This window comes from Caballeronia sp. INML1, from assembly GCF_023631085.1.
GTDB classification, from domain to species: domain Bacteria; phylum Pseudomonadota; class Gammaproteobacteria; order Burkholderiales; family Burkholderiaceae; genus Caballeronia; species Caballeronia turbans.
Genome location: NZ_JALQDT010000071.1, coordinates 26442 through 43951, shown reverse-complemented (window position 1 = coordinate 43951; position 17510 = coordinate 26442). Strand labels below are relative to the sequence as shown.

Annotated in this window: 16 protein-coding genes; 10 read left to right on the top strand and 6 right to left on the bottom strand. The window is 64.8% G+C overall.

Annotated elements, in window-relative coordinates; genetic code table 11:
- Positions 1 to 39: 39 nt before the first annotated feature.
- Positions 40 to 264, top strand: a complete 225-nt coding sequence (locus NCR38_RS29170; RefSeq protein WP_061121196.1) for a hypothetical protein — start codon at positions 40 to 42, stop codon at positions 262 to 264.
- A 48-nt stretch (positions 265 to 312) separates the two neighbouring features.
- On the opposite strand, the gene NCR38_RS29165 is transcribed toward NCR38_RS29170, so the two are convergent.
- Both NCR38_RS29165 and NCR38_RS29160 read right to left on the bottom strand, forming a co-directional pair.
- Positions 313 to 951: an NADPH-dependent FMN reductase gene (locus NCR38_RS29165; protein WP_061121197.1), complete on the bottom strand. Its 639-nt coding sequence runs from the start codon at positions 949 to 951 to the stop codon at positions 313 to 315.
- A 26-nt stretch (positions 952 to 977) separates the two neighbouring features.
- Positions 978 to 1115 carry a hypothetical protein gene (locus NCR38_RS29160; RefSeq protein ID WP_250478043.1) on the bottom strand — a complete coding sequence of 46 codons (138 nt, stop codon included), beginning with the start codon at positions 1113 to 1115 and terminating at the stop codon, positions 978 to 980.
- Positions 1116 to 1331: 216 nt separating this feature from the next.
- On the opposite strand from NCR38_RS29160, the gene NCR38_RS29155 reads away from it, so the two are divergent.
- Positions 1332 to 1925: a nitroreductase family protein gene (locus tag NCR38_RS29155; protein ID WP_061121198.1), complete on the top strand. Its 594-nt coding sequence runs from the start codon at positions 1332 to 1334 to the stop codon at positions 1923 to 1925.
- 13 nt (positions 1926 to 1938) lie between these two features.
- Here NCR38_RS29155 and NCR38_RS29150 read toward each other — a convergent pair whose 3' ends face one another.
- Positions 1939 to 4125 (bottom strand): hybrid sensor histidine kinase/response regulator, encoded by a 2187-nt coding sequence (locus tag NCR38_RS29150; RefSeq protein ID WP_250478042.1) that lies wholly within the window; start codon positions 4123 to 4125, stop codon positions 1939 to 1941.
- A gap of 206 nt (positions 4126 to 4331) precedes the next feature.
- On the opposite strand from NCR38_RS29150, the gene NCR38_RS29145 reads away from it, so the two are divergent.
- Both NCR38_RS29145 and NCR38_RS29140 read left to right on the top strand, forming a co-directional pair.
- The gene (locus tag NCR38_RS29145; RefSeq protein WP_061121200.1) at positions 4332 to 4595 is read left to right on the top strand and encodes a hypothetical protein; all 264 of its coding nucleotides are present in this window, start codon (positions 4332 to 4334) and stop codon (positions 4593 to 4595) included.
- 14 nt (positions 4596 to 4609) lie between these two features.
- The gene (locus tag NCR38_RS29140) at positions 4610 to 5596 is read left to right on the top strand and encodes an FkbO/Hyg5 family chorismatase (protein WP_061121201.1); all 987 of its coding nucleotides are present in this window, start codon (positions 4610 to 4612) and stop codon (positions 5594 to 5596) included.
- Here NCR38_RS29140 and NCR38_RS29135 read toward each other — a convergent pair.
- Complete coding sequence (locus NCR38_RS29135; RefSeq protein ID WP_061121228.1) at positions 5588 to 6457, bottom strand: LysR family transcriptional regulator; 870 nt, start codon at positions 6455 to 6457, stop codon at positions 5588 to 5590. The genes NCR38_RS29140 and NCR38_RS29135 overlap by 9 nt on opposite strands.
- An 86-nt stretch (positions 6458 to 6543) precedes the next feature.
- Here NCR38_RS29135 and NCR38_RS29130 point away from each other — a divergent pair, with 86 nt between their 5' ends.
- Positions 6544 to 7470: a DMT family transporter gene (locus tag NCR38_RS29130; RefSeq protein WP_250478041.1), complete on the top strand. Its 927-nt coding sequence runs from the start codon at positions 6544 to 6546 to the stop codon at positions 7468 to 7470.
- Between the two features lie 87 nt (positions 7471 to 7557).
- On the opposite strand, the gene NCR38_RS29125 is transcribed toward NCR38_RS29130, so the two are convergent.
- Positions 7558 to 8478, bottom strand: coding sequence for a LysR family transcriptional regulator (locus tag NCR38_RS29125; RefSeq protein WP_061121202.1), 921 nt, complete (start codon positions 8476 to 8478; stop codon positions 7558 to 7560).
- Positions 8479 to 8601: 123 nt separating this feature from the next.
- On the opposite strand from NCR38_RS29125, the gene NCR38_RS29120 reads away from it, so the two are divergent.
- The 5 genes from NCR38_RS29120 (at position 8602) to NCR38_RS29100 (ending at position 16546) form a co-directional block, all read left to right on the top strand.
- Entirely contained in the window at positions 8602 to 10728 is a 2127-nt protein-coding gene (locus NCR38_RS29120; RefSeq protein ID WP_061121203.1) for a 3-hydroxyacyl-CoA dehydrogenase NAD-binding domain-containing protein, read from the top strand.
- 38 nt (positions 10729 to 10766) lie between these two features.
- Positions 10767 to 11945 (top strand): acyl-CoA dehydrogenase family protein, encoded by a 1179-nt coding sequence (locus tag NCR38_RS29115; RefSeq protein WP_061121204.1) that lies wholly within the window; start codon positions 10767 to 10769, stop codon positions 11943 to 11945.
- A gap of 12 nt (positions 11946 to 11957) precedes the next feature.
- Positions 11958 to 13097 carry an acyl-CoA dehydrogenase family protein gene (locus tag NCR38_RS29110; protein ID WP_250478040.1) on the top strand — a complete coding sequence of 380 codons (1140 nt, stop codon included), beginning with the start codon at positions 11958 to 11960 and terminating at the stop codon, positions 13095 to 13097.
- 134 nt (positions 13098 to 13231) lie between these two features.
- Positions 13232 to 14755: a sensor domain-containing diguanylate cyclase gene (locus tag NCR38_RS29105; RefSeq protein ID WP_061121206.1), complete on the top strand. Its 1524-nt coding sequence runs from the start codon at positions 13232 to 13234 to the stop codon at positions 14753 to 14755.
- Positions 14756 to 14893: 138 nt separating this feature from the next.
- The gene (locus NCR38_RS29100; protein WP_250478039.1) at positions 14894 to 16546 is read left to right on the top strand and encodes a response regulator; all 1653 of its coding nucleotides are present in this window, start codon (positions 14894 to 14896) and stop codon (positions 16544 to 16546) included.
- A gap of 7 nt (positions 16547 to 16553) precedes the next feature.
- Here NCR38_RS29100 and NCR38_RS29095 read toward each other — a convergent pair whose 3' ends face one another.
- A complete protein-coding gene (locus NCR38_RS29095) occupies positions 16554 to 17501 on the bottom strand; it encodes an amino acid ABC transporter substrate-binding protein (RefSeq protein ID WP_061121207.1) in 948 nt (315 codons plus the stop codon).
- Positions 17502 to 17510 lie beyond the last annotated feature (9 nt).

Sequence of the window (17510 nt, the reverse complement as noted above, 5' to 3'; positions counted from 1 at the left end):
CCTAGAGTCGAGTCATCCGTGCATTCGAGGAGGCGTACCATGCCGCACTTCCTGACTCAATATTGGCAGGCGCTGTCGGCGCCGGCCGGGCGCGTGCGTAAGCACTTCACGAAAGAAGGGGCGGCACACGAGGCGCACGCCGTCAGCGAAACTACGCGCGCGGAACAGCTCGAGCACATTTCCGCTTATGCACGCGCGGGCTATTTCAACATGGGCTATACCGTCGATGCGTTTCAGCTGCCCGGCGAGCCGCCGCTGCACTGAAACGAAGCGGAAAAGCTGCGCGCCATGCGCAGCTTCGTCATCCGCAAGTCAATGCTGCACGAGCGCGACGCGTCGGTCCACTTCATGGTAGTCGTCCGCACGCGCCGCGCCGAACGCCAGCGCGAAGCCCGACGCCTGCCGCCCCACGGTGCGGAGTTGCTCGACGACCTTCGGATCGGAGCAAGTATCTGCGGATTCGAAACGCGTCTCCAGCGTGTTGATCGTTGCGCCGAAAGGCGTCGGCCAGCCGCGCAACGCGTGCACGATCGAGCGCAGCGACGTGAGCACCGTGCCCGCCGCCTGCCATCCATACGCCGTGACGATACTGCCGACCGCGCGTCCGTCGAGATAGGGGCGCTCGTCGAGCCGTAGCTCCTCCAGCGTATCGAGCGCATTCTTGACGAGGCCCGAGATGCCGCCGTGATAGCCGGGCGTCGCGATGATGAGCGCATCCGCCGCGCGCACGGCCTCGATGAGTTCGTGTTGCTCATCGGTGAGTTCGCGCGATTCCGGTGCGTAGTGCGGCAGGCTATGTAAAAACGCGCCGCCGAAGAGTTGCACGCTCGCGCCGCTCTCCTGCGCACCGCGCAATGCGAACGCGAGTGCCCGTTCGGTCGATGATTGAGGCCGCGTCGTGCCGCCGATGCCGACCACCCGTGGACCGCGCGATGAATTGAATCGAGACAAGATCGATACTCCGTGAAAATGGGCTGTCAGAAGAATGTGCCGTTCGGTAACGCCGCGCGGTGCGAGGCCATGGCGCGGATGTTGCGCCGGTGACGGTCGAGCGCGAGTTCGTCGATGGGCACTTTCGAGCGCGCCGAAGTGTCGAGCGTGTGAGTCGTGGACATGAAGCACTTCGTGCGAAGAAAAGAAGCCTATCTTCGCCGCGCGTGCATTCGTGACGAACCGATCATTTCAGCGATGCTTTTGAATGAATCGATGCTTTGAATAGCTGTGTATGTGCAAAGCCCATTCATTTGCTTAGCAAGGTAAATTGGTTTGTGCCCGGGAACATCGCGCATATGATTTCGCGTTGCAAGACTTCATGTTCATCCGAATCATTCATGACACATCGACCTGCTCCGACCGATATCGCCATTCATCCGCTCATCGCGGGACGATGGAGCCCGCGCGCTTATGCGGATCGCGCGGTCGCGCATGCGCAGGTGGTCGCGTTGCTGGAAGCGGCGCGCTGGGCGCCGTCGGCTTATAACGTGCAGCCCTGGCGCTTCGTCGTGTTCGAGAAGGCGCACGATCCCGACGCCTTCGCGCGCGCATTCGCATTGCTCGTGCCGTTCAATCAGTCATGGAATGCGAATGCGCAAGTGTTGATCGCGGTGCTCGCGGACACACTGAATGCGAAGGGCGAAGTCAACGTGAGCGCAGCCTACGATGCGGGCGCCGCCGCGATGGCGCTGCTGCTCCAGGCGCACGCGCAAGGACTCGCCGCCCACGCGATGGGCGGATTCGATGCAAGCGGCCTCAAAGAGGCGTTCGCGATTCCGGAGCGATTCACGCCGCTCTCCGTGATTTCCGTTGCGCATCACGGCGACGCTCGCGCGCTGCCTGCGTCGCTGGCCGAGCGTGAGCGCGCGCCGCGTGCGCGCCTGTCGCTCGAAGATATCGCGCAATTCGGCGGGTGGCGCGATCCGCGTTGATCGGCTATCGGAATTACTTCGTCACACGCATCGATAGACCGTTCAGCAGCCGTTGCAGATCGTCGATGTTGAAAGGCTTCGCGAGGATCGCAAAGCCCGTGCGGCGCGCCTCGTCGAGTTGATCGGCGTAGCCCGTCATCAGCGTGACCGGCTGCGTCGGGCGCGTCGCCTTGATCCATTCCGCGAGCCTGATGCCGTCGTAGTTGCCGGGCATCTGGATGTCCGAGAGCACGAGATCGAACGCGTTGCCCGCTTCGAGCATCTGCTTCGCGGCATCGCCCGAAGCTGCGTGGCGCGCCTGCCAGCCGAGCACGTCGAGCACTGCGCACAGGCCCGCCGCGACTTCCTCGTTGTCTTCCACGAGGAGCACGGTCGACGAAAGCGCAGTGTGTTCGATCGCCTCGACGTGCGGCGCGTCTGCAAGCGCTTCGGCTTCTCCGGTCCAGTGCGGCAGATAGATGTCGATGGTCGTCCCGAAGCCCCATGCCGAGTTCACGCGCGCGGTGCCGCCCGCCTGCTCCGTCATCGCCAGCACTTGCGCGAGGCCGAGCCCCGTGCCGGCGCCTGCGCCCTTGGTCGTGAAAAGCGGCTCGAACGCCTGCCTCGCGACATCGGGCCGCATGCCGATGCCGCTGTCCCTGCACGAGATCACGACATATTCGCCCGCGCCGAGGCCGTCGTGCGTGTCCGCGTAGCGCACGTTGCTGCAATCGATCCGGAAGTCGCCGCCATTGGGCATCGCGTCTTTCGCGTTTACGGCGATGTTGATGAGCGCCGATGTCAGCTCCGTCGGATCGACGCGCACGGGCCACGTCGTATCCGGCGCGCGCGTGCCGAACGTCACCTTGTCGCCCACCGACGCGCGCACGAGCGGCTCCAGTTCCGCCATCCATCGGTCGAGCCGTATGACCTGCATCTGCAACGGCTGACGGCGCGCGACGCTCAGCAGTCGGCGCGCGAGCGACTGCGCATTGGTCGCTGCGCGCTCGACCGCGGTGACTTCTTTCTCGAGGCCATTGAAGCCCTTGCGCCGCGCCATCTCCATGTTGGCCGTGACGACCATCAACAGGTTATTGAAATCGTGCGCGACGCTCGCGACCAGATTGCCGAGCGCGCCCATGCGCTGCAAACGGCGCGTCGCGGCGATGGCCGAGCGGCGCAGCGAGAGCTCGCCGCGCCAGTTGTGCCACGCCGCTTCTTCGGCCTTCAGGCGGCGCAGCGAAAAGCCGATCAGCAGCCACAGCGCAATGCACGGTATCAGCGCGATCGACGCAATCGATACATCTCGCCGCCACCATGCGAGGCGTATGTCGCGGATGGCGAAGCCCGCGGCGGCATAGACCGGATAGTCGCCGACGCGCCGCCAGGCGGCGAGCTTCTCGTCGTTGTCGAGCGGCGACAGGTAACGCATGAGGCCCGTGGACTTGCCTTGCGCGAATGCGTCGGCGAGCACGAGATGGCGATCGGGTGGATTCCGCACGGACGGCGGCGGATAACGCGCGAGCACGGCGCCGTCGGCGCGATGCAGCGCGAGCGTGAGCGCGGAATCGCTCGTGGCGAGCTCGCGATAGAAGCCGATCAGATAATCGCGCCGCACCGCGATCGAGATCTCGCCGAGAAAGCGCCCGTCCTTCGCAAAGCGCGCGCTCAGCGTATCGATGATGTCGGTGTTCTTCACGCGCCCGCGCTCGGGCATGGAGACATGGAACGTCGCGCGCGAGTCGCGCGTTGCGATGAAATCGGCACGATCGCCGATGGACACATTGGGCGCCGGAAAAAGGCGGCTGCTGAGAACGAGCCTGCCGCGACTGTCGAGCACGGACAGCGCGGCGATCTGCGCGTGGCTCTGTGCGAGACGGGCGAGCTTGTCGTGCAGTTCGGACTCGCTGCGTGCGATGAAGTCCTCGTCGCCACTGCCGAGCATGTCTTCGATGCGTGAAATCAGCTCGCGGTTGATGCTGAAAACGGTGTTCGCTTTTTCGTCGATGACGCGCGCCAGCCGTTCGAGCGACTGGCCCGTTTCGCTGAGCGCGCGTTCATACGTGTAGTAACCGTACAGACAGAAAAACGCGAGCGGGATGACGATCGACGCGACGAGCGCAGCGAAGAGCCGCCTGCGCGCCGCGCGAAAGTCGAGCGGAGGAAGCGAAGGCAAGACCTCTGCCGTGCCGAGTCCGGGGTGGTCTTCTGATTCGTTCATGACGCTGTGTGAGACGTGCGCGAGCGCCGGCGCGGACGTCGTCGGACGGATGCAGGATGCCCTTTTCGATGGTAGCACGCACGTCCGCGAGCGCCGCGCACGGTCGTGCGCCGGGCGAAGCCGGATCGGGCCGAAGTTGCGCTGTGGTATAAGCACGCATGCGCGCGCCGGCTTGCGGCGCGCACCGAACGTAACAGGAGCATGCAGTGAGAAGGACCGCCGAAAACAAGCTGAAGGTGGTCGCAGTGCGGGTCGATCCACAATTCGAGCAACGGCTGCGACTCTTGGCGGAAGTAACGGGGCGCAAGCAATCGTTCTTCCTCCAGCAGATGATCGAGAACGGCATCGGCGCCATGGAAGAGACCTGGCTGCCGCCCGCCGTCCTCGAACAGGTGAGAAGCGGCGCATTGCCGCCGCTGCAGGATCGCGTCGCGACCGCGGACCTGTTCGGCGATCAGGCCGATGAATAGTCCATGAGTAAGCGATGAGCGCGACGATCGAGTGCCGCTTCATTACGCCCGAGGCGACATGCGGCAACGAGGTGCTGGCGCGCATCGTTTTCGGCGAAGCGAGCGGCCGGCCGTGCATCGAAAACGGCGTGCCCACGCTGCGCCTCGCAATGTGCGACGACGCCCGTGACGGCTTCGCCGAAATCTGGACGAGCGCCGGACCGATCCGCAGCGCAAGCATCAACGATCTCGTCTTCGCGCACAACGACGAGTTCCTGTTTTGCGCGGGTTTCCTCCCCGTTTCCGACCGATACACCGACGCCACGCGCGAGACCTATGGCGATGCGTTCGCGCTCGTCGGCGAACTGAACTTCCCGAAGATCTTCCGCATGTGGAACTTCATTCCGCACATCAACGGGGCGAATCGGGAAGGGCTCGAGGTGTATCGCGATTTTTGCCGCGGGCGTGCCGTGGCCTTCGAGCAGGACTATGCGAATGCGTCGGGCATGCCGGCGGCGACGGGCATCGGCACATGGGGCGATGGCGTCGGTTTCTATTTTCTGGCGTGCCGCGAAAGTCCGATTCGGCATATCGAGAACTCACGCCAGACGCCCGCGTATGAGTATCCGCAACGTTACGGCCCCAAGTCGCCGAGCTTCGCCCGGGCCACGCAATTGCGCGACACGCTCTTCGTATCCGGCACGGCCAGCATTCTCGGCCACGAGACCGTGCACGTGGGCGATCTCGAGAAGCAGTGGAGCGTCGCGACCGGCAACATCGCGCACCTGATCGGCGGGGAGAGTCTGGAAAAGCAGGGTGTGCATAACGGTTATACGTTGCGCGATCTCGACCAGATCAAGGTGTACTACCGGCATCCTGCGGATTTGCCGCGCGTGATGAAGCTGGCGCAGACTGCGTTTCATCCCGATGCGAGCGTGCGTTATCTGAACGTCGACATTTGCCGCGCCGATCTGCTCGTCGAGATCGAGGGGATCGCGTCACATCGGCATCGCTCAGACTGACGCCGATTGCCGCAGGGTTTTCACGAGCAGGCTGTGCAGGCTGTCGACGGCCTTCGAGCCACGCGAATCGCGGCTGCGATACACCGCGACTTCCATCGGTTCGAGCGGCCCCAGACCTTCTTCACGGCCCAGTATCCGCAGATGTTCCGGCGCGCTGCATTGCGTCAGCGCCGCCACGGCCAGGCCGCTTTCGACGGCGGCGATCTGCCCGGCGAGACTCGAACTGTTGTAGACCACCTTGTATCGGCGCCCCTGTTGCGCAAGCGAATGAATCGCGCTGCGCCGCGCGAGGCTCGTGCTCTCGTAGACGGCAATCGGCATTGGATCGCGCCGCCATAACTCGAACTGCGCGGCGCCGACCCAGACCATCGGCTCATGAAAGAGCGACGTGCCGCGCCGGCCATGATCGCGCGACACGAGTGCAAGATCGAGCTCGCCATGGGCGATACGCGGAATGAGCGAAGTCGATTGCTCGCAGATCAGCTCGATTTCGACGCCGCTGTGCCGCGGCGCAAAGCGTTTGAGCACGGGCGTCAGATACTTTGCGGCGTAGTCGTCGGGTACGCCGAGCCGCACGCGGCCGGTGAGTTGCTCGCCCTGAAGCGCGACCTGAGCTTCGGCGTGCAAATCGAGGATGCGGCGCGCATAACCGAGCAGCGTCTGCCCGTCGTGAGTCAGTGCGAGCGTGCGCGAGCCGCGCTCGACGAGTCGCAGCCCCAGCGCGTTTTCGAGCTTCTTCAACTGCATGCTCACCGCCGATTGCGAGCGGTGCACTTCACTGGCCGCGCTCGACAGCGACCCCGCGTCGACGACGGCGACGAAGCATTTAAGCCAGTCGGTTTGCAGATCGTGGTGTTTCATCGTGTTCAGGCGGCTTTCGAAAATCGAATGGATTAAGTTCGAATTATGCGCTTTTCGTTCGTTCCGTCGCGGCACACACTGCGGGCATGGACACGAATTCATCATCTCATCGGGCGGCGGCACGCATCGTTGCGCGCGGCGAAGGAGGCCGTGCAGCAGGCGCGTGGCCGTTTCTGGCCGGCTGCGCGCTGCTCGGCACGATCGGCGTTTTCTTGCACGAGGCCAGGGCTGATCCGCTGACCGCGACGTGGTTTCGCTGCGCGTTCGGACTCGTCTGCATGAGCGCGTGGGTGATTCTGCGCGGGCAAGCGCGCTTTCTGCTTCTCACGCGGGCGAACGGACCGTGGGTGCTGAGTGCCAGCGCGTTGATGGTGCTGAGCTGGGCCTTGTTCTTCGGCGCGGTCGAGCGAATATCGGCGGGCGTCGCGATCGTGCTGTTCCATGTCCAGCCGATGTGGGTGCTGATGTTCGCCTCGTTATGGCTGAAAGAAGCGATCGGCGGGCAGCGCGTCGTCGCGGTGTCGGTTGCGATGTGCGGGCTGGTGCTGGCGACGGGCATCGTCGAGCACACGGCGGGCGGCGCGCTTCAGCCGCAATACTGGATGGGCGTTGCTGCGTGTCTGGCGGGCTCGCTGTGCATGGCGTGCGTGACCATCATCGCCACACGCCTGCGCGATATGCCCGCCGGCATTCTTGCGTGGTGGCAGTGCGCCGTCGGCACGATCCTGCTGTGGCTCTGGCCGATGCAGCATGGCTGGCCCGCGTGGGGCATGTCGTGGGCGTGGCTGGCGGGCCTTGGGCTGATTCATACGGGTCTCGCGTATACGCTGATGTATATCGGCATGGCGCGGCTTCATACGGCGCGTATCGCCGTGTTTCAGTTCGTTTATCCGGCGCTTGCCATCGTCATCGACTGGCTGGTTCTCGATCAGCGTTTGAGCGGCGTGCAGATCGCGGGCATCGCGTTGATGTCGGCGGCGATCTGGTTTGCGGAGCGCGGGCGGCGTGGGTGACGCAGCGGTGACCGGTGTGCGATGTTCAGGGAGATCATCCGGCCTGCTCCCGAGCTTTTTGGCGGCGACTGACCGCGCACGCTTCGTTCAATGCGTGCCTGGAAGAAGCCCCCCGCGTCCCGCCTTCCGCGATCGCTCCAGCATGAACTCGATGAACGCCAGCGTCGCGCGCGTGTGATGCCGGTTCGGCATATACAGCATGTACATGTGCGTGCCGAAAATGCTGAGCCGCCATTCATCGAGCGCCGTCACGACCTCGCCGCGCCGCATGTCTTCCGCCACGACGTAATCCGGCACGATCCCGACGCCCAGGCCCGCGAGAATCGCATCGCGCAGGAACAGAAAGTTCTCCGAGATCAGGCTCGGCTCCAGCAGCACTTCGTGACGCTCGTCGTCGAGATAGGCGGCGACGCGCGTCTGTTTGCCGACGACCGTCGCGGTAATCACCGGCGCGACGCCCAAGTCTTCGAAGCGCGTCGGCATGCCGTGCGCATCCGCATAAGCGGACGATGCGCACGCGACGTACCGCACCGGCCCCATGTCGCGCGCGACGAGACTCGGCGGGGGCTCCGGCATCACGCGCACGGCGATGTCGACTTCATCGCGCAACAGATCCTCCACGCGATTCTCGAACATCACATCGAGCACGATATCCGGATACTCGCGCTTGAACGCGATCAGCCATTCCGACATCACGAGCTGCCCATAACCGCTCGGCACCGACAGGCGCACGCGTCCCTGCAATCTCTGCCCGAGCATCGACACCGATTCCTGCGCCGCGAGCAGCGCATTCCGGATCGACCTGCCATGCTCATACAACTCGAGGCCGAGTTCGGTCGGCTCCACACGGCGCGTGGTGCGCCGCACGAGCTGCAAGCCGACCGACTTTTCGAGCTGATTCAGGTGATAGCTGACATTGGCGCGGCTCATTTTCAGGCGCCGCGCCGCTTCGCTGAGATTGCCCGCATCGAGGATTTCGACCAGCAGCGTAAGTTCGTTGACGTCCACGGCCCAAGCGATTGTCAAAAGCGATTTGACAGTCTGTCAACCGTCGCTGTCATTGTCAAGGAAGCTTGTCCCCGCGAGAATGCTCGACACAGTCGGCAAACATCGGAACAGGAGACACCAGCCATGACGCTTTCGAGCGCGCCCGAAACCGCGGTAGTCCAGCACGCATTGCGTGGCAGCGTCCTCGTCGTGACGATCGATCATGCGCCCGTCAACGCGCTCAATGCCGCCGTGCGGCGCGGTCTGATCGACGCCATCGACGCCGCCGATGCGAACGCCGCCGTGCGCGCGGTGCTGATCGTGGGCGCGGGCCGCAACTTCATCGCCGGCGCGGATATCCGCGAGTTCGGCAAGCCCGCCGTGCCGCCCTCGCTGCCCGAGGTGTGCAATCGCATCGAGGCGTGCGGCAAGCCGGTCATCGCGGCGATTCATGGCGCGGCGCTCGGCGGCGGGCTGGAGGTTGCGCTGGCGTCGCATTACCGGATCGCCGTCGAGGGTGCGAAGCTCGGTCTGCCGGAAGTGCAACTGGGCCTCCTGCCCGGCGCGGGCGGCACGCAGCGCTCGGCGCGTCTGATCGGCGCGCAGGCCGCGTTGTCGCTGATGCTCAGCGGCCGTCATGTCGGCGCGCAGGATGCGCTGCGTCTCGGCCTCGTCGATCGCGTCGGCCAGAGCGACGACGTATTCGCCGAAGGCCTCGCTTACGCGCACGAACTGATCGCGACGCACGCCGCGCCGCGCCGCACGAAGAACGCGCGCGGTCTGGCGGACAAGGAAGCCAGCGCCGCCGCGATCGCCGCCGCGCGCGCCGACACGCAGAAGACAGCGCGCGGATTGGCGTCGCCGCTGAAGATCGTCGACTGCGTGGAGGCGGCGTTGAATCTGCCGTTCGACGAAGGTCTGCGATTCGAGCGCGAGCGATTCCTGGAATGTCGCGAGAGTCCGCAGCGCGCCGGTCTCGTGCACGCGTTCTTCGCCGAGCGCGAGGCGCAGAAATCGCCGGAAACGCGCGGTGCGCAACCGCGCGCGCTGCGCTCGGCCGGCGTGCTCGGCGGCGGAACGATGGGCGCGGGCATCGCCGTCGCGCTGCTGGATGCGGGCCTCGCGGTGACGATGATCGAGCGCGACGACGCCTCGCTCGAACGCGGCCGCGCGCATGTCGAAAAGGTCTACGACGGATCGGTCGAAAAAGGCCGCATGACGCCCGAAGCGAAAGCGCGCGCGCTGCAGCGCTTCAATGGCGACACGGCCTACGACGCACTCGCCGGTGCCGATCTCGTCATCGAAGCCGTATTCGAGGACATGACCGTGAAGAAGGCCGTATTCGCGCAACTCGATCGCGTGTGCAAGCCCGGCGCGGTGCTCGCGACGAACACGTCGTACCTCGACATCGACGAGATCGCGGCGAGCATCACGCGCCCGCAAGACGTGCTCGGGCTGCACTTCTTCTCGCCCGCGAACATCATGAAGCTGCTCGAAGTGGTCGTGCCCGCGCGCGTCACCGCAGATGTCGTCGCGACCGGCTTCGAGCTTGCGAAGAAACTCAGGAAGGTCGCGGTGCGCGCGGGCGTGTGCGACGGCTTCATCGGCAATCGCATGCTCGCGGTGTATCGCGCTGCGGCGGATCATCTGATGGAAGACGGCGCCTCGCCGTATCAGGTCGATCAGGCCGTGCGCGACTTCGGCTTTCCGATGGGACCGTATCAGGTCATCGATCTCGCAGGCGGCGATATCGGCTGGGCCGCGAGAAAGCGCCGCGCCGCGACGCGCGATCCGAATGCGCGTTATGTGCGCATCGGCGACGCGCTGTGCGAGCGCGGCTGGCTCGGCCAGAAGACGGGACGCGGCTTCTATCGTTATGAAGACGGCGCGCGCATCGGCAAGCCGGATGCCGAAGTCGAAGCGATCATCGACGCGGAGCGCGTGCGTGCGGGCGTCACGCCGCGTGCGTTCAGCGACGAGCAGATCGTGCGCCGCTACATGGCCGCGATGATCAACGAAGGCGCGAATATCGTGCATGAAGGGATTGCGCAGCGCCCGCTCGATATCGATGCTACGTTGATGCACGGCTTCGGTTTTCCGCGCTATCGCGGCGGCCCGATGCATTACGCCGACAGCATCGGCCTCGACACCGTGCTCGCCGATATCCGCGAGTTCGCCAAGGAAGATCCGTTGTTCTGGCGCGCGTCGCCGCTGATCGTCGATCTCGTTGCGCGCGGCAAGAATTTCGCCAGCCTCAATCAGGCGGCCTGAGCCGCGGGCTTCGTCAATCTCTTCATGGAATCGCAGTCATGGACCTGAAATTCACCGCAGCAGAAGAGGCGTTTCGCGCCGACGTGCTGAAGTTTCTGCGCACGTCACTGCCGGACGAAATCGCGCAGAAAGTGCACACGGGAAGGCGCCTCACACGCGACGACATGGCGCAGTGGCACGGCATCCTCAACGCGCAGGGCTGGCTCGCGAATCACTGGCCGAAAGAGTACGGCGGACCCGGCTGGACCGCGGTGCAGAAGTTCATCTTCGAGAACGAATGCGCGATAGCGGGCGCGCCGCGTGTCGTGCCCTTCGGCGTGAACATGCTCGGACCGGTGCTCATCAAGTACGGCAGCGAAGCGCAAAAGCGTCACTGGCTGCCGCGCATTCTCGATGGCTCAGACTGGTGGTGTCAGGGCTATTCGGAACCGGGCGCGGGCTCCGATCTCGCATCGGTGCGCACGACGGCCGTGCGCGCGATGGAGAACGGCGAAGAGTATTACCGCGTGAATGGCCAGAAGACCTGGACCACGCTCGCGCACTACGCGAACATGATTTTCTGCCTCGTGCGCACGTCGCAGGACGCGCGCAAGCAGGAGGGCATCAGCTTCCTGTTGATCGACATGAACACGCCGGGCGTCGAAGTGCGTCCGATCATCACACTGGATGGCGAGCACGAAGTCAACGAAGTCTTCTTCACCGATGTGCGCGTGCCCGTTGCGAATCTCGTCGGCGAGGAGAACAAGGGCTGGACGTATGCGAAGTACCTGCTGACGTATGAGCGCACGAACATCGCGGGTGTGGGCTTCTCGGTCGCGGCGCTGGGCCGCCTCAAAGAGGCGGCGAGCAGACTGCAAAGTAATGGCCGCGCCCTCACCGACGATCCGTTGTTCGCCGCGCGGCTCGCGCGTGTCGAGATCGATCTGGAGAACATGAAGACGACGAATCTGCGCGTGCTCGCGGCGGTGGCGGGCGGCGGCGCGCCAGGCGCGGAAAGCTCGATGCTCAAGATTCGCGGCACCGAGATTCGTCAGGAAATCTCGTCGCTGATGCGTCGCGCGATGGGTCCGTATGCGCAGCAATTCATTGAGGAAGATAGCGACGATGAAGCGTCCACCGCGGCCGCGCAGTACTTCAACAATCGCAAGCTGTCGATCTTCGGCGGCTCCAACGAAATACAGAAGAACATCATCGCGAAGATGATGCTCGGGCTTTAAAGGATTCGCACGATGAATTTCCAGCACACGGAAGACCGGCGGATGCTCGCGGATTCGCTGAACCGCTTCATTGCGGAGCAGTATGCGTTCGATGCGCGAGACGGGATCGCGCGCTCGGCGCAAGGGTACAGCCGCGACATGTGGCTGCGGTTTTGCGAGCTCGGCATCATCGGCGCGTTCTTCGATGAAGCGGCGGGCGGATTCGGCGGCGATGGCTTCGATGTCAGCGTCGTGTTCGAGGCACTCGGACGCGGGCTCGTCGTCGAACCGTTTCTCGATGCGCTCATCGTCGGACGCGCGCTCGCGCTTGCCGGCAACGACACGCAGCGCGGGATCATCGCCAAGATGATCGACGGCTCCACGCTTGCAGCATTCGCGCACGACGAACCCGGCTCACACTACGAGCGCGCACGCGTCGGCACGCGCGCGACGCGCCGCGGCGACGGCTGGGTGTTGAACGGCGCGAAAGGCGTCGTGCAAGAGGGCGAACACGCCGACGTGTTGCTCGTGTCGGCGCGCACGTCGGGCGGCGATCATGACGAAGCGGGCATTTCGCTCTTCGTCGTGCCGCGTGATGCCGGGGGCGTCGATGTGCGCGGTTATCGCAAGATCGATGGCGGACGGGCGGCGGAGGTGTCGCTCGATGACGTCGCACTCGAAGCGGACGCGCTCGTGGGTATTGAAGGCGATGGTTACGCCGTGCTCACGCATGTGATCGGCTATGGTCTCGTCGCGCTCGCGTCGGAAGCGGTCGGCGCGATGGATGTCGCAAAGGAGCACACGCTCGAATACTTGCGCACGCGTAAGCAGTTCGGCGTGCCCATCGGCGCGTTTCAGGCGCTGCAGCATCGCATGGCCGATGTCCTCGTCGACATCGAACAGGCGCGTTCAGCGGCGATCAATGCGGCCGCGACGGTCGGTGAGTCGGGCGTCGCGCGTGAACGCGCCTTGTCGGCGGCGAAGTATTCCATCGGGCGCATTGGCGCGCGCGTCGCGGAAGAGTCCATTCAGATGCATGGCGGCATCGGCATGACGTGGGAATTGCCGCTCGCTCACTACGCAAAGCGGCTCGTGATGATCGACCATCAGTTGGGCGATGAAGACCATCATCTTGCGCGATACATCGAACTGGGGCGCGCTCCGGTGGCTTGACCTGGCGAGCGACATCGCCCTCGTCCACACCCTGCCTGGACAAATAGGAGAGAATATTGCCCTGGCTCGCTGACTGAGGACCGTACAGAGCACTGACAAACGCGCGAAGCAGTATTCCGGGGACACCCAGAAAAGTGGCATCCGAAAATATCTACAACCCGAGTCTCAATGCACAGCCGCCGACGCGCGCGCGAACATCGACGCCGAACGTCATCGTGCTGTGCGGCACCCTCATCGCGCTCGTCATGATGGGGCTTTGCGCGCTGGTCCTCTATCAGGGCAGAGTCGATGCGCTCGATCGCGCGCGCGACACGTCGCGCAATCTGGCGCTGCTCGCCGAGCGCGATATCGAACGCAATTTCGAACTGTACGAGTTGTCGTTGCAGGCGGTCGTCGAGGGCGTGCAGCGCGACGATGTGATCAGACTCCCGCCGCACCTGCGCAACGACGTGCTCTTCGACCGGGCCGCCACCGCCCGCGATCTCGGCTCGATTCTCGTCCTCGACGAGCACGGCAATATCGTCATCGATTCGGGCAGCGTGGCGCCCCGACCGGGCAACTTTGCGGACCGCCGTTACTTCACGGTTCAGCGCGACAACCCGCACACCGGTCTTTATCTCAGCAGCCCCTACGCGTCGCGATTGCGTGGCGGCGCGCCCAGCATCGCACTCAGCCGAAGGCTGTCGCATCCGGATGGCTCGTTCGCAGGCGTCGCGATGCTCGCCATCAACCTGGAATACTTTCGCAATCTTTTCGCGGGGCTTTCGCTCGGGCCGCACGGCGCCGTCTCGCTGATCAACCACGACGGCGTGATGATCATGCGTCAACCCTTCGATTCCAGCGTGATCGGCCGCGACATCAGCAAGGCCGACACCTTCAGGCACTTCCGCGCGGCCGCGGAAGGCAGCTTCGCCGAGACATCGTCGATCGACGGCAGGCGCCGGCTCTACTATTTCCGCAACTTTCCCGACCTGCCGCTCATCATCATGGTGGCCGAAGGGGAAGAGGACATCTACGCGGCGTGGCGGCGGCGCGCGGCCATCATCGGTTCGTCGATGGGCGTGCTCGCGGTCGGCTTCATCACCTTGTCGTTCGTGCTCGCCGCACAATTCAGGCGGCGCATGCGCGCGGAATCTGAACTGCAATTGCTCGCGCGCACCGACGGACTGACCGGGCTGCACAATCGCCGCACGCTGGGCGAGATCCTCGATCAGGAATGGCGCAGGGCGCGTCGCACGCGCGGTCTCTTCTCTCTGCTGTTCGTCGATATCGATCGCTTCAAGGCCTTCAACGACGCCTACGGTCATCAGGCCGGCGACGATGCGCTCGCTGCCGTCGCACGCTGCATCGGCGACAACATCCGGCGGCCGGGTGACACGGCGGCGCGCTATGGCGGCGAGGAATTCGTTGTCGTGTTGCCCGACACCCCAGCCGATGGCGCCGCGAGAATCGCGGAGCAGATTCGCGCGGCCATCAGCGATCTGTCGATCGAGCACGCCGGCAGCGAGTTCGGTCGCGTCACGGCCAGCATCGGCCTCGCGAGCTGGCGGCCCGAGCGCGATGACGACGTGAGCGCGCTCATCCGCGCCGCCGACGAGGCGCTTTACGATGCGAAGGCATCCGGACGCAATCGGGTGAGGCTGGCGAGTCCCGCCTGAAGCTGCGCGTTATTTTTCATTGGAAGGCTGGACGAAAGTTCGTCGCAGGCAGGAAACGTTTTTCTCGCGTGCACCCTCTGCCAGGTTTCGCGTAAGCTCTCACCCGCCGTGCCGCGCGATCAACAAGAACTTCCTCCGATGACCCACGCCCCCGATTCCAAAGCGCACCGTCTCGCCGCCGTGGCGCGCTATCGCGCGCTATTTGACGCAATCGACGATGGCTTTTGCATCATCGAATTCTTCGACGGCCCGCACGGGCCGCTCAGCGATTACGTTCATGTCGAAGCGAATCCGGGATACGAGCGGCATACGGGCATCCCGGACGTGGCGGGCAAGACCTTGCGCGAGATCGATCCGATTGAGGCGGACCGCTGGATCGAACTGTATGGCAACGTGCTGCGCACCGGCGTCCCGGCGCGTTTCGAGCGCTACTTCCTGACAGCGGGACGGCACATCGAGGTGTCGGCGGCGCGGGTCGAACCGGCAAGCCTGCGGCAGGTGTCGGTCCTGTTTCGCGATATCTCCGCGCGCAAGCAAGCCGAGGAGGAGCGCGACCGCGCGGACGCGTCGCTGCGCTCGCTCAACGAGACGCTCGAGCAGCGGGTTGCGGAGCGCACGGCGGAACTGATGCGCGCGGAAGAGCAACTGCGGCAAGCGCAGAAGATGGAAGCGGTCGGTCAGCTCACCGGCGGCCTCGCGCACGACTTCAACAATCTGCTGGCGGGCGTGTCGGGCTCGCTGCAGTTGTTGAGCATACGGCTGAGCCAGGGACGCGTCGCCGAGGTCGATAAATACGTCGTCGCGGCACAAGGGGCGGTGCGGCGCGCGGCGGCATTGACGCATCGGCTGCTCGCCTTTTCGCGCCGGCAAACGCTCGATCCGCGGCCCACGGATGTCAACGCGCTCGTGAACGGCATGACCGATCTGATACAGCGCACGGCCGGGCCGGGCATCAAGGTCGAGGCGGTCGGCGCAGCGGGCCTCTGGCCCGCGCTGGTCGATTCGGGCCAGCTCGAAAACGCGCTGCTGAACCTGTGCATCAATGCACGAGACGCGATGCCCGACGGCGGGCGCATCACGATCGAAACCGCCAACAAATGGATCGACCGGCGCGCGGCCGAGACCCACGACATGCCCGAAGGCCAGTTCCTGTCGCTGTGCGTGACCGATACCGGCACCGGCATGACGCCCGAAGTGGTCGCGAAGGCGTTCGATCCGTTCTTCACCACCAAGCCGATCGGCATGGGCACGGGCCTCGGTCTCTCGATGATCTACGGCTTCGCGAAACAGTCGGGCGGTCAGGTGCGGATCTATTCGGAAGCCGGGCAGGGCACGACGGTGTGCATCTATCTGCCGCGCTTCTACGGCGGTGTCGACACCGACGCGGCCGACCATGCCGCGTCGCCCGTCTCGGGCGCGGAGGCCGGCGAGACGGTGCTGATCGTCGACGATGAACCGAGCGTGCGCATGCTGATCGTCGATGTCCTCGAAGAGGCCGGCTACTCGGTGATCGAAGCCGCCGACAGCGTCGCCGGCCTGAAGCTGTTGCAGTCGAACGTGCGGATCGACCTGCTGATCAGCGATGTCGGCCTTCCCGGCGGCATGAACGGCCGCCAGATGGCCGATGCCGCGCGGCAGGCGCGCCCGGATCTCAAGGTGCTTTTCATCACCGGCTACGCGGAGAACTCGGTGATCGGCAACGGGCGCCTCGAGCCCGGCATGCAGGTGCTGACCAAGCCGTTCGCGATCGAAACGCTCGCCGCTCGCGTCCGCCAGCTCGTGGACGAATAACGCGCGCTCACTGCGCCTCGCCGCCCGCCATCGTCTCGATGATGCTTTCGAGCTGCGCGCTCATCGGCATGTCGAGGCTCGTGCCCGACGGCAGACGTTGCAGGAACCAGCGCTTGTACTGCCGCTCGATTTCGCCATCGGCCGCGAGCGCCTGAAACGTGTCCTTCACCACTTGCGCGAGTTGCGGATCGTTCTTGCGATACATGATGCCGTATGGGTCGTACGACAGATAATCGCCGACGACCTGATACGCGCCGCCCTTCGCCGCGTTCTCCGCGATGAGGCCGTAAAGCAGCACGTCGTCGGTGGCGAATGCGTCGGCCTGCCCGTTCGCCACGCGCGCGAAGCCTTCCGCGTGATCCGGCACGACCTGCAACTGAATGCCGAGCCCGAACTTCCTGTCGATGTCGCGCAGCGCCTTTTCATTGGTGGTGCCCGCCGTGACCGCGACCTTCCTTCCCGCCAGATCGCGAAACGAGCGGATCGGCGAGCCTCGCCTGACCATGACCTTGGTGCCGGCCACGAAGAAGATCGGCGAGAAGGCCACGCGTTTTTGCCGTTCGACGTTGCTCGTGGTCGAGCCGCATTCGAGATCCACGCGGCCATCGACGACGGCATCGATACGGTTTTCCGGCGTCACGGGCACCCACTGGATCTTCAGGTTCTTGTGGACCGTATTGCCGACCGCCGCGACGAGCGCCTTGCACAGTTCGATGGAATAGCCGATCGGCTCCTTGCGCGCATTGAGATAGGAAAACGGCACCGAAGACTCGCGATAGCCGAGCGCGATCGTGCCCGTGTCGCGGGCCTTGGCTAGCGTGCCCGTCAGCGTGGCGGGCGCGAAGGCGTCGTTGTCCGGCGGCGGCGTCTGCACGTCTTCGGCGGCGCGCACGCCGAAGGCCACGGCGATCAGACTGGCCAGAGCCAGCGCCGCCCAGAAGCGCTGCGTTGTCATGGCTCGCCT

What these genes read in the sequence shown, in the direction of transcription:
- NCR38_RS29140 (WP_061121201.1), top strand. Translation starts at nt 4,610, where the DNA reads ATGAGCGCGACGATCGAGTGCCGCTTCATTACGCCCGAGGCGACATGC.
- NCR38_RS29095 (WP_061121207.1), bottom strand. Translation starts at nt 17,501, where the DNA reads ATGACAACGCAGCGCTTCTGGGCGGCGCTGGCTCTGGCCAGTCTGATC.
- NCR38_RS29115 (WP_061121204.1), top strand. Translation starts at nt 10,767, where the DNA reads ATGGACCTGAAATTCACCGCAGCAGAAGAGGCGTTTCGCGCCGACGTG.
- NCR38_RS29120 (WP_061121203.1), top strand. Translation starts at nt 8,602, where the DNA reads ATGACGCTTTCGAGCGCGCCCGAAACCGCGGTAGTCCAGCACGCATTG.
- NCR38_RS29110 (WP_250478040.1), top strand. Translation starts at nt 11,958, where the DNA reads ATGAATTTCCAGCACACGGAAGACCGGCGGATGCTCGCGGATTCGCTG.
- NCR38_RS29155 (WP_061121198.1), top strand. Translation starts at nt 1,332, where the DNA reads ATGACACATCGACCTGCTCCGACCGATATCGCCATTCATCCGCTCATC.
- NCR38_RS29170 (WP_061121196.1), top strand. Translation starts at nt 40, where the DNA reads ATGCCGCACTTCCTGACTCAATATTGGCAGGCGCTGTCGGCGCCGGCC.
- NCR38_RS29130 (WP_250478041.1), top strand. Translation starts at nt 6,544, where the DNA reads ATGGACACGAATTCATCATCTCATCGGGCGGCGGCACGCATCGTTGCG.
- NCR38_RS29135 (WP_061121228.1), bottom strand. Translation starts at nt 6,457, where the DNA reads ATGAAACACCACGATCTGCAAACCGACTGGCTTAAATGCTTCGTCGCC.
- NCR38_RS29100 (WP_250478039.1), top strand. Translation starts at nt 14,894, where the DNA reads ATGACCCACGCCCCCGATTCCAAAGCGCACCGTCTCGCCGCCGTGGCG.
- NCR38_RS29150 (WP_250478042.1), bottom strand. Translation starts at nt 4,125, where the DNA reads ATGAACGAATCAGAAGACCACCCCGGACTCGGCACGGCAGAGGTCTTG.
- NCR38_RS29160 (WP_250478043.1), bottom strand. Translation starts at nt 1,115, where the DNA reads ATGTCCACGACTCACACGCTCGACACTTCGGCGCGCTCGAAAGTGCCC.